This window comes from Acidovorax sp. BoFeN1, assembly GCF_003345135.1.
Taxonomy (GTDB): Bacteria; Pseudomonadota; Gammaproteobacteria; order Burkholderiales; family Burkholderiaceae_C; genus Acidovorax; species Acidovorax defluvii.
On record NZ_QOZT01000042.1, the window covers coordinates 21,198 to 32,347 of the forward strand.

Annotated in this window: 10 protein-coding genes; 4 read left to right on the forward strand and 6 right to left on the reverse strand. The window is 66.9% G+C overall.

Annotation, left to right across the window (positions count from 1 at the left end; genetic code table 11):
- From DTW89_RS10965 to DTW89_RS10975, 3 genes are read left to right on the forward strand one after another with little or no spacing between them, the layout of a single operon-like run.
- Positions 1 to 1,350, forward strand: a complete 1,350-nt coding sequence (locus DTW89_RS10965; RefSeq protein WP_114655981.1) for an efflux RND transporter periplasmic adaptor subunit — start codon at positions 1 to 3, stop codon at positions 1,348 to 1,350.
- Positions 1,347 to 2,150 carry an ABC transporter ATP-binding protein gene (locus tag DTW89_RS10970; protein WP_051463556.1) on the forward strand — a complete coding sequence of 268 codons (804 nt, stop codon included), beginning with the start codon at positions 1,347 to 1,349 and terminating at the stop codon, positions 2,148 to 2,150. Before DTW89_RS10965 ends, DTW89_RS10970 begins: the two co-directional genes overlap by 4 nt.
- A complete protein-coding gene (locus tag DTW89_RS10975) occupies positions 2,150 to 3,355 on the forward strand; it encodes an ABC transporter permease (protein ID WP_114655975.1) in 1,206 nt (401 codons plus the stop codon). The genes DTW89_RS10970 and DTW89_RS10975 overlap by 1 nt, the downstream gene beginning before the upstream one ends.
- A gap of 432 nt (positions 3,356 to 3,787) precedes the next feature.
- Here DTW89_RS10975 and DTW89_RS10980 read toward each other — a convergent pair whose 3' ends face one another.
- Complete coding sequence (locus tag DTW89_RS10980; protein WP_111867890.1) at positions 3,788 to 4,183, reverse strand: Hsp20/alpha crystallin family protein; 396 nt, start codon at positions 4,181 to 4,183, stop codon at positions 3,788 to 3,790.
- Positions 4,184 to 4,275: 92 nt separating this feature from the next.
- Between DTW89_RS10980 and DTW89_RS10985 the strand changes: the two genes are divergently transcribed.
- A complete protein-coding gene (locus tag DTW89_RS10985; RefSeq protein ID WP_114655976.1) occupies positions 4,276 to 5,622 on the forward strand; it encodes a branched-chain amino acid ABC transporter substrate-binding protein in 1,347 nt (448 codons plus the stop codon).
- Between the two features lie 76 nt (positions 5,623 to 5,698).
- Here the strand turns inward: DTW89_RS10985 and DTW89_RS10990 are convergent, their stop codons facing one another.
- The 5 genes from DTW89_RS10990 to DTW89_RS11010 form a co-directional block, all read right to left on the reverse strand.
- Positions 5,699 to 6,460 (reverse strand): ABC transporter permease, encoded by a 762-nt coding sequence (locus DTW89_RS10990; RefSeq protein ID WP_114655982.1) that lies wholly within the window; start codon positions 6,458 to 6,460, stop codon positions 5,699 to 5,701.
- Positions 6,461 to 6,465: 5 nt separating this feature from the next.
- The gene (locus DTW89_RS10995) at positions 6,466 to 7,431 is read right to left on the reverse strand and encodes an ABC transporter ATP-binding protein (RefSeq protein ID WP_114655977.1); all 966 of its coding nucleotides are present in this window, start codon (positions 7,429 to 7,431) and stop codon (positions 6,466 to 6,468) included.
- A 30-nt stretch (positions 7,432 to 7,461) separates the two neighbouring features.
- Positions 7,462 to 8,562 (reverse strand): lytic murein transglycosylase B, encoded by a 1,101-nt coding sequence (gene mltB / locus DTW89_RS11000; protein WP_114655983.1) that lies wholly within the window; start codon positions 8,560 to 8,562, stop codon positions 7,462 to 7,464.
- A 10-nt stretch (positions 8,563 to 8,572) separates the two neighbouring features.
- Complete coding sequence (locus tag DTW89_RS11005; RefSeq protein WP_114655978.1) at positions 8,573 to 10,636, reverse strand: transglutaminase family protein; 2,064 nt, start codon at positions 10,634 to 10,636, stop codon at positions 8,573 to 8,575.
- Between the two features lie 115 nt (positions 10,637 to 10,751).
- On the reverse strand, positions 10,752 to 11,150 hold a 399-nt coding region (locus DTW89_RS11010), incomplete at its 5' end, for a DUF58 domain-containing protein (RefSeq protein WP_147277649.1).

The window sequence follows — 11,150 nt, forward strand, 5'->3', positions numbered from 1 at the left end:
ATGACTTCTTCAGAAAAAATCACACCTCCCGCCAGCCCATCCACCCCCGCCGACCTGCAGACGCTGATCGGTGGCGGCCCAACGCGCCGCTGGTGGCAGCGCTCCACCCTGTGGCTGGGCGTGGCGGTGCTGCTGGCGGCGGGCGGCGGCCTCTACTACTGGCAAAGCCAGCAGCGCGCCAAAGCCGCACCGGTGTATGTGACCGAAGAGGTGCGCCGCGGCAACCTCACGCTCAACGTGTCGGCCAACGGCACCCTGCAGCCCACGCGGGCGGTGACCATCGGCAGCGAGCTGTCGGGTACGGTCAGAAACGTGCTGGTGGACGTCAACGACAAGGTCAAAAAGGGGCAGGTGCTGGTCGAGCTCGACACCGCCAAGCTCGATGCGCAGGTGCTGCGCTCGCGCGCCTCGCTGGCGGCTGCGCAGGCGCGGCTGGCGCAGGCGGCGGCCACCACCAAAGAGGCACAGGCTGGCTTTGGCCGGCTGCAAGAGGTGGCACGCCTGTCGGGCGGCAAGGTGCCGTCGGCCGCCGAGCTTGACAGCGGCCGTGCCACGCTCGACCGTGCCCATGCCGACGAGGCCAGTGCGCGCGCATCGGTGGACGACGCCCGGGCGGCGCTCTCCACCGATGTCACCAATTTGTCCAAGGCTTCGATCCGCTCGCCCATCAACGGCGTGGTGCTGACCCGCACCGTCGAGCCCGGCAACGCCGTGGCCGCCTCGCTGCAGGCCGTGACGCTGTTCACGCTGGCCGAAGACCTGACGCGACTGCGGCTGGATGTGAGCGTGGACGAGGCCGATGTGGGCTCGGTAAAACTCGACCAGAAGGCCAGCTTCACCGTCAGCGCCTATCCCTCGCGCCGTTATCCGGCCAAGGTGACGCGGGTGTCGTTTGGCTCCACCAAAACCGACAACGTGGTCACCTACATCACCTGGCTGGAGGTGGACAACTCCGATCTGAGCCTGCGCCCCGGCATGACGGCGGCGGCCACCATCACCTCGACCGAGCGCAACGATGTGCTGCTGGTGCCCAACACGGCGCTGCGGTTTACCCCGGCGGTTGCCGCAGGGGCGGCGGCGCAGCCGGCGTCGTCGTCGGGCGGCGGCATCATGTCGCAGCTCATGCCGCGCATGCCACGCTCGGGCACGCGCCGGGCGGGCGGTACCGGCGATGCGGCAGACGGCGCGGGCCGTGTGCGCCAGGTGTGGGTGCTCAAGGACGGCGTGGCGCAAGCCGTGAATGTGCAGGTGGGTATCAGCGACGGCCGCAAGACCGAGGTCAGCGGCGAAGGCCTGGCCGAGGGCATGGCCGTGATCACCGACCAGCGCTCTGCCGGGGCCGCGCCATGAGCGAGGCCGCAGCAGCCACCGGGCAGCGCGCGCGGGTGCCGGCCGATGCGCCGCCCCTCATCCGCCTGCGCGGTGTGACCAAGGTGTATGGCGAGGGCGCGCTGGCCTTTCAGGCGCTCAAGGGCGTGGACCTGGACATCGCCCAGGGCGATTTTGTGGCCATCATGGGCCCCAGCGGTTCTGGCAAATCGACCGCCATGAACACCCTGGGATGCCTCGACCGGCCTACGGCGGGCGAGTACCTGTTCAAGGGCGTGCATGTCGAGTCGCTCTCGCGCGACGAGCGCGCGCGCCTGCGCCGGCAGTTTTTTGGCTTTGTGTTCCAGGGTTTCAACCTGCTGGCGCGCACCTCGGCGCAAGAAAACGTCGAACTGCCCCTGCTGTACCGGGGCGAATCGACCAACGCGCGCCACGCCGCAGCGGCCCGCGCGCTGGACGCCGTGGGCCTCAAGGGCTGGGAGCACCACACCCCGTCCGAGCTGTCGGGCGGCCAGCAACAGCGCGTGGCCATTGCGCGCGCCATCGTCACCCAGCCAGCCGTGCTGCTGGCCGACGAACCCACCGGCAACCTCGACACCCAGCGGGGCCAGGAAATCATGGAGCTTTTGTGGCGGCTCAATGCCGACCAGGGCATTACCGTGCTGATGGTCACGCACGAGCCCGACATGGCCGCCTATGCGCGGCGCATCGTGCGCTTTGTCGATGGCAAGGTAGACAGCGATGCACCCAACCCGCACCCCGTGGGCCTGCGCACCCCGGTGGTTGCCGTGCCTGCCACGCCAGTGCCTGAGGTCTCCTGATGCTGCTCAACACCCTTTTGCTCGCATTGCGCTCCATCCGGCGCAACCTGATGCGCTCGTTTCTCACCATCCTGGGCATCGTGATCGGTGTCAGCGCCGTCATCACCATGGTCACGCTGGGCAATGGCGCCACCATGGCGGTGCAAAACCAGATATCCGGCCTGGGCACCAACCTGCTGCAGGTGCGCCCCGGCCAGCGCATGGGCCCTGGCGGCGGGTCGGGCGCCCCCGCATTCAAGGACACCGATGCCGACGCCATCGCCCAGCAGATTGGCGGCATTCTGGCCGTGGCACCCGAGGCGCGGGCCGGCGCCACCGTGGTGGCCGGCGGGCGCAACTGGACCACCAGCATCATCGGCAGCACCAATGCCTGGCTGCAGACGGGCAACTGGGCCGTGCGCACCGGGCGGGTTTTTTCGGATGCCGAGCTGCGCGCTGGCGCCGCCGTGTGCCTGATTGGTGAAACCGTGCGCCGCGAGCTCTATGGCACACGCGACGCCGTGGGCGAGCAGTTGCGGGTGAAGGCGTTTTCGTGCGAGGTGGTGGGCGTGCTGGCCTCCAAAGGGCAGGGTGCCTTCGGCAACGACCAGGACGACACCGTGGTGGTGCCTCTGCGCACGCTGCAGCGCCGCGTGACCGGCAACACCCGCGTCAACACCCTGCTGGTGTCCATGCAGGACGGCAGCGACCCCGAGCGCGTGAAGGCCAGCCTGACGCAGCTGCTGCGCGAGCTGCGCAAGCTGTCCGACACCGACGAAGACAACTTCAATGTGCTTGACACCAAGCAGCTGGCCGACACGCTGTCGGGCACCACCAAGGTGCTGACCATGCTGCTGGGCGCGGTGGCCGCGGTGAGCCTGCTGGTGGGTGGCATCGGCATCATGAACATCATGCTGGTCAGCGTGACCGAACGCACCCGCGAAATCGGCCTGCGCCTGGCCATTGGGGCGCTGGAGCGCGAGGTACTTCTGCAGTTTCTGATCGAGGCCGTGGTGCTGGCTGCCCTGGGTGGGCTGATCGGCATTGTGCTGGCCACGGGGGCATCGATAGGCCTGTCGGCCCTGATGAAAGTGCCTTACATCTTCAACCCGGGCGTCAACCTGCTGTCGTTCGTGTTCTCGGCCGGGATAGGCGTGCTGTTTGGCTATTTTCCGGCCCGCCGCGCGGCGCGCATGGACCCGATCGACGCGCTGCGGCATGAGTGATGCGGATGGGCGACCAAAGCGCCCACTGCGTTGCTGCGCCAGCATCAGTGCCAGTGCCAGTGCACGGGCACCGACTGCGCGGCTTCACGGATGCCCGGTGCATTGCAAGTTTGGGAGAAGCAGGGTCGTCTGCGCGGTTGCAGATTGTTTTGCTATTGTAATAATAGCTGTTAGCGCTTGCTATGTAAGGGCTAAGGCCATATTTGGCATCAAATCTGTATGGCTGGCGCTGTCAGCCTGTGTGGTGCCGCCATTGAAGGCGTTTCGCCCGCCACGCACACGCGGTTGCGGCCAGTGTTCTTGGCTTGGCACAGGGCCACATCGGCGCTGGCCCCTGCATGGCGTTGTGCAAGAAAAAACCGCCTGAAACATGCGCGTTTCAGGCGGTTTTTACAGCGGACTCAGCGGCCATGGTGGGGCGTTCACACCTTCTCAGTGCACGACCAGTTGCACCGATTTGTCGGTCGGCACCATGCGGGCCAAGGTAAGTGTGAGCACGCCGTTTTCCAGCTTGGCCGTGCTGGCGGTGGCGTCAATTTCATCGGCCAGCTCCCAGGCGCGCTGCACCTGGCGGGGTGCGCCGGCCACGCTTTGCAGCTTGACCACATTGCCTTCGATGCTGATTTGCAGCTGCTCGCGTGCCAGGCCGGGCACATCGAGCTGCAGCGTGGTGGCCTTGTCGTTCTGGGTCACGGTGCAGCCGGCGGTGCTGGTGCTGGCGCGGGCAGGTGTTTCAAGGGCGCCCATCAGGAAGCGTTGCAGCGCCAGGTCGGCAGAGCGGGGGGCATTGGCGTAGGCGGCGCGGCGGATCACGGGGGCGAAAATCATGGGGTAGCTCCTATACACTGCGCGGCTCTCGGTGTGGTCGCCGCATGGTCAAAAGGTGTGTGCATCCCCGGCTCTTTCAAGGGAAAAATCACATGAATAAATTGAACCCAGCAGGCTTGAAATCGGGCGTTGTGGCCTTACGGCGCGGCCTTTGCGCGCTGGCGGGCGCTGCCACCGTTGGCCTGTTGCCGCTGACGGCTGCCCATGCACAGCCCACCAGCGCTACCGCTGCGGCCACCCAGGCGCGGCCCGTGAAACTGGCCCTCATCGAAAGCCTCTCTGGCCCTTTCGCCAACACGGGCGAAGCGGTTTTTCGCAACATCTTCTGGGCCATCGAGCGCGTGAATGCGCGCGGCGGCGTGCAACTGCCCGCAGCCGCTGGCGGCGCACGGCCGCTGGCGCTGGAGCGCTACGACAGCAAGGGCCAGAACGAAGAGGCCCTGTCAGCGCTGCGCGCGGCCATCGATGACGGCGCGCAGGTCGTCCTGCAGGGCAATTCATCGTCCACCGCAGCGGTGCTGATCGAGGCCATCAACAAACACAACGAGCGCGAGCCGGGCAAGCGCGTGCTGTTCCTCAATTACTCTGCGGTAGATCCCATCCTCACCAACGAGAAATGCAGCTTCTGGCATTTCCGCTTTGATGCCCACGCCGACATGCGCATGGCCGCGCTCATGGAAGTGGTGCGTGCGGACAAAACGCTCAAAAGCGTGTACCTCATTGGTCAGGACTACAGCTTTGGCCAGGCCGTGCTGCGCGAGGCCAAAAAGCAGCTGGCCGCGCAGCGCCCCGATGTGGCCGTGGTGGGCGACGAGCTGCACCCCGTGGGCCGTGTGAAGGATTTCGCGCCCTATGCCGTCAAGATCAAGTCCAGCGGCGCGCAGGCGGTGGTCACCGGCAACTGGGGCAACGACCTGACGCTGCTGGTGAAGGCCGCGCGCGAGGTGGGGTTTGATGGCAGCTTTTTCACCTTTTATGGCAACGCACTGGGCGCCCCCGCCGCCATAGGCGATGCCGGTGTGGGCAAGGTGGTGGCCGTGGCCGACTGGCTGCCCAATGTGCCGGGCGCGCAAAGCGAGGCGTTCTACCGGTCGTTCCGCGCACGCTTTCCCAAGCCGGAGGATGACTATGTGCACATGCGCATGCAGCTCATGGTGGAGGCGCTGGCCCAGTCCATCGAGCGCGCGGGCAGCACCGACGTGGTGGCTGTGGCACGGCAGATGGAAAAAGCCAGCGTGCAGCTGGCCGGACAGGGTGGCACCATGCGCGCGGCCGACCACCAGTTTCAGCAGGCCCTGGCCGTGGGCGTGATGGACAAAAAGGGCACGCCCGGCGTGAAGTTTGACGTGGAAGGCTCGGGCTATGGCTTTCGCGTGGTGCGGCAGATTGCCGCCGCCAAGGCGCAGCAGCCGCACAGCTGCACCATGCAGCGGTTTTGAGCGTGCTTGCGCGGCGGGTGGGTGGCGTGCTGCAGCCGCCGCCCCGCTGCGCTTGGCGCGGCACCGACCTTGGCGCTCAGCGCCGAATCCGGTAGCCCGTCTTGAACACCCACCACACCGCGGCGAGACACGCCGCCATGAACATCAGCGTCATGCCCACGCTCACGCCAATGTGCACGTCGGCCGCGCCATAAAAGGCCCAGCGCAGGCCGCTGATGAGGTAAACCACCGGGTTGAACAGCGACACCGTCTGCCAAAAGGGCGGCAGCATGTTGATGCTGTAGAAGGCCCCGCCCAGAAACGTCAGCGGCGTGACCACCAGCAGCGGAATGATCTGCAGCTTCTGAAAGCTGTCGGCCCATAGGCCGATGAGAAAACCGAACAGGCAGAAAGTGATGGCCGTGAGCACCAGAAAGCCGAGCATCCACACCGGGTGCGCGATCTCGTAGGGCACAAAGACCCGCGCCGTTGCCAGGATCAGCGCGCCCACCATCAGCGATTTGGTGGCCGCCGCGCCCACATAGCCCAGCAACACCTCGACCCAGTTGACCGGCGCGCTCAGCAGCTCGTAAATGGTGCCCGACCACTTGGGCATGTAGATGCCGAAGGCCGAGTTGGAGATGCTCTCGGAGAGCAGCGACAGCATCAACAGGCCCGGGATGATGTAGGCACCATAGTCCACACCCCCAATGTCGCCCATGCGCGAGCCAATGGCCGAGCCGAAGACGATGAAATACAGCGACGTCGAGAGCACAGGCGCAATCAGGCTTTGCGCCCAGGTGCGAAAGGCGCGGTTCATCTCGAAGCGGTAAATGGCGCGCACGCCGTGCAGGTTCAAACCCATCATTGGTCCGCTTTCTGTTCATGGACAAGGCTGACAAAGATGTCTTCGAGCGAGCTCTCAGACGAATGCAGGTCCTTGAAATCGATGCCGTGCTCGCCCAGTGCCCGCAGCAGCGCAGCAATGCCGGTGTCTTCCTGCTGGGTGTCAAAGCTGTAGGTCAGCGCGTGGCCGTCGGCAGACAGGGCCAGAGGCCAGCGCGCCAGCGATTCGGGCACGCGCTCCATGGGGTGCTGCAGCGTGAGGGTCAGTTGCTTCTTGCCGAGCTTGCGCATCAGCACGTTTTTGTCTTCCACCACGATCAGCTCGCCCTGGCGGATCACGCCGATGCGGTCGGCCATGTCCTCGGCCTCTTCGATGTAGTGGGTGGTGAGGATGATGGTGGTGCCTGCATCGCGCAGCGCGCGCACCAGACGCCACATGTCATGGCGCAGCTCCACGTCCACGCCAGCGCTGGGCTCGTCGAGGAACAATATTTTTGGCTCGTGCGACAGCGCCTTGGCGATCAGCACGCGGCGCTTCATGCCGCCCGAAAGCGCCAGTATTTTGGTGTCCCGCTTGTCCCAGAGCGAGAGGTCTTTCAGGATCTTTTCGATCAGCGCCGGATTGGGGGCCTTGCCAAACAGCCCGCGGCTGAAGCTCACGGTGGCCCACACGGTTTCGAACGAGTCGGTGTGCAGCTCTTGCGGCACCAGGCCGATGGCGGCGCGGGCTGCGCGGTAGTCGCGCACGGTGTCATAGCCGTCGGCCGTCACGCTGCCTTCGGTGGCATTGGTCATGCCGCAGATGACGCTGATCAGCGTGGTTTTGCCAGCGCCATTGGGGCCGAGCAGGGCAAAAATCTCGCCGCGGTGGATGTCCAGGTTGACGTTTTTCAGCGCCTGGAATCCGCCCGCGTAGGTTTTGCCGAGGCCGCGCACGCGCACGATGGCGTCTGCTGCGGGCGTTGAAAGGAGGGTGGCAGGCATGGATGGTTGTGTTGAATGAGGTCGGGAAGGTTAGCGCGCACGCGCTGCGGCCACCTCGCGCCCCAGCTCGATCACCGCCATGGCGTAGTAGCTGGACCAGTTGTAGCGCGTGATGGCGTAAAAATTCTCGGTGCCGGCGACGTAGCTGGGGGTGTCGCCGCCGTTTTGCAGCTCTACCAGCGCCAGGGGCCCGGTGTGCTGGGCACCTGTGGCATCCAGCACGGCACCCTTGGCCTGCATGCTGGCGGCGCTGAAGGTGGGCAGGATGTCGGGGGCCAGCAGCTCGTCGAGTTGCACGCGTGCGGGGTCGGAGTCGAACTGCACGCTGTAGTGCGTGGCCATACCCGGCGTCCAGCCGTGGGCGATGAAGTAATTGGCCACCGAGCCAATGGCGTCGGCAGGGCTGTTGAACAGGTCCACGCTGCCGTCGCCGTCGAAATCAATGGCGTGGCGTACCCAGCTGGAGGGCATGAACTGACCCAGTCCCATGGCACCGGCGTAGCTGCCGCGTGGCTCGAACGGATCGACGTTGGTGCGGTGCGTGAGGCTTAAAAACTGCTCCAGCTCGCGCTTGAAGAACTCGGTGCGTTCGGCGGCGCGCGGGTGTGCGGCAGGAAAATCAAAGGCCAGGGTGGCCAACGCGTCCATCACCCGGAAGTTGCCCATTTGCTGACCGTAGATGGTTTCCACACCGATGATGCCCACGATGACTTGCGCGGGCACGCCAAATTCGCTTTCGGCACGCGCCAGCGTTTCGGCGTTGTCTTGCCAAAAGCGCAGGCCCGCGCGGATGCGCACCGGGTCGATGAAGCGGCTGCGGTACACCCGCCAGTTCTTGGCCGTGCCCCTGGGCGGCGGCAGCATGAGCTTGGGCACCTGGGGCAAAAAGCGCGCCTGCCCAATGGCCTGGCGCACCCATTCGCGGTCCAGGTCGCGGCGCTGTGCCAGGTCGTTGGCAAATTGCAGCGCCTCGGGGCGCGTGGCGTAGACGGTGCTGCCGTTCGCTGCGGTGCTGCGGGCGGTGGCGGCAGCCTGGGTTTTGCCAGAATTTTGGTTTTTTTGGGCGCTAGCACTTATGGGTATTGCGCAAGCAGCTATTAATAATATAGCGGTTGATACGGTTTTCAGCATGTCGGTGGGCTCATCGGCGCGCGGGGGCGGCGGGCCAGGAAAGGGTTCGGAACTCGCGGCGCAGGGCGCCGAGTTGGTGGGCAGGGTGGGCGGCATAGCGCAGTTGCTCCAGCCGCAGCAGCCAGTTGGCCACGCCCTGCGCGGTATCGCCAAATTGTGCCTGCACCCGCTCGGCCATGGCGCGGGGAGGCAGGGTGTCGGGCAGGGGCAACCCGCTTTTGGCCAGGCGCTGGCGGGCGCGGGTCAGCAGGCGCAGCCAGGGGTCGTGCTGGCTGCGCTCCCACAGCGTCCAGCCGGCGCCGCCCAGCGCGGCCAGCCCCACCAGCGCGCCCAGCGCGGTGACGAGGTCTTGCCAACTGGGCGATGCAAACCCCAGCGCCTTGAGCAGGTCGAACTGGCGGCTTTGCGTGTAGTTCAGCACCCACTGGTTCCAGCCGTTGTTGACGGCTTCCCACATCGCACGCAGGTTTTGCGCCATGCTGGGGCTCATCACGGTGCCCATGGCGGTGGCCAGGGCGCCGCGCGGGGCCTGCAGGCGCTCAAAAGCACCGGTGCGCCCGGGGGCCACAGCGCTGGTGGGGTCCACGCGCACCCAGCCGCGCCCGGCCATCCACACTTCGGCCCAGGCGTGGGCGTCGCTTTGGCGCACGGTCCAGTAGCCGTCCACGGCGTTGCGCTCGCCGCCCTGGTAGCCGGTGACGATGCGTGCCGGAATGTCCATGGCGCGCATCAGCACCACGAAGGCCGAGGCGATGTGCTCGCAAAAGCCTTCCTTGCGGTCGAACCAGAACTCGTCGGCGGTGTGCTGGCCGTACACGCCGGGCTCCAGCGTGTAGCGGTAGCCGCCGGTGCGCAGGCGCGCGAGCGCGGCGTTGACGAGGGCGGGCGTGGCGTCATGGGCTGGGTCACGGGCCGGGTCGGATGCGATGCGCGGGTTGTTGCGCAGTTCCTGGGCCAGGGCCAGCGTGCGCGGGTTGAAGCCTGGTGGCAGCTCGGTGTAGGCGCGCAGCGCGGGGGTGGCGGTGTCGGGCCCGTGGCGAAACTGCGGGTAGCTTGCGGCCTGGTAGCGCGTCACGTCGGTGATGGGGCGGCTGGTCCGCCACTGCAGGTCGTCCGTCATGAAGGTGCCCATGCCGGCCACAGCGGGCTTGTCGCGCGCGGCGTCCAGCACCAGCAGCCAGGGGCGCTGGTGGGGCTCCAGCGTGACTTCGTAGCGCAGCGCCGGGCCTTGGACCCGCAGTTGCGCGGGGCTGTTGGGCCGCTCCAGCGCGCGGGTGCCCGCGCGGTACGACAAGGGGTGCCACTCGCTGCCGTCAAAGGTGGCAAACACCGGCCCCCGAAAATACAGATCGCTTTGCGGCGGCGGGGCCCCGCCGGGGGTGTCGAAGCGCACGCGCATGGCCACGCTGTCGTCCAGCGCCAGCTCGGCGATGTTGCCCACTTTCATCACCCCCGACAGCCCGCTGCGCCCCGCCATGGTGTCGCTGGGCATGCCCCACAGCGGCGCCATGCGCGGAAACAGCAAAAACAGCGCCGCCATGATGGGCGCCCCCAGCAGCGCCATGGTGCCGGCCAGGCGAAACGCCTGCGCCAGCGGCGGCCGCCCCACCGGCATGTGGGCGTTGACCAGGGCCGTGAGCAATCCCAGCAGCGCCACCAGCATGGCCACCGCCGTGGGCAGCGATTGCGAGAAGAAGAAGTTGCTGAGCATCGTGAAGAAGCCCAGGAAGAACACCACCATGGCATCGCGCCGCGCGCGCAGCTCCAGCGTCTTGAGCGCCAGCAGCATCACGATGAGTGTGACGCCCGCATCGCGCCCCACAATGGTTTGGTGGCTGAACAGCGTGCCGGCCACCGCCAGCACCAGCAAACCGGCCACGGCCCAGCGCCCCGGCAGAGGCCGGCCCTTCCAGGCCAGCCAGCCGCGCCACAGCAGCACGGCGCCCGCCATCAGGCTGGCCCACACCGGCAGGTGGGCAACCTGCGGGGCCACCACCCAGGCAATCACCAGCAGCAGAAACAGCGTGTCCCGCGCGTCGCGTGGCAGGGTGGCAAGGGTTTGGCGCAGGGTCATGGGGCGGGTCGCAGCGCCCGCGCACAGGGTGGGCAATTGCTATTAAATAAAGAGCTTATAGCGCTTGATGGATAAGCGCTACAGGCAATTTTGATGCATATTTTTAGGGTGAGGCTCAGCACAGCGCCAGGGCCTCCAGGCAACGCTGGCGGTGGGCCGCGCCGGTGTCGGGGGCCAGCTCCAGCGCCGGCAGGCGCAGGCCATAGTCGATGCCCAGGCGGTCGGCCTGCAGCACCCAGGCCGTCAGGCGCGCGATGCGGGCTTCGTGGTCGGGCAGCGCGGCATGGGCCAGGTCCAGCCACAGCTCATGGCGCTGGGCCTGCTGGGCGTCGCGGCTGACCAGGTCGTCCGTGCCGGTGGCCAGCGATTTGGCAGCCTTTTTCCAGACCACCAGCTTGAGCGGGTCGCCGCGCCGGTAGGCGCGCACGCCGTCGAATTCGCCCATGCCCTGGATGCTGGCGCTGCCCGTGCCGCTGGCACGCGGCTCGCCGGGCGGCAGCGGCGGTGGGGGCAC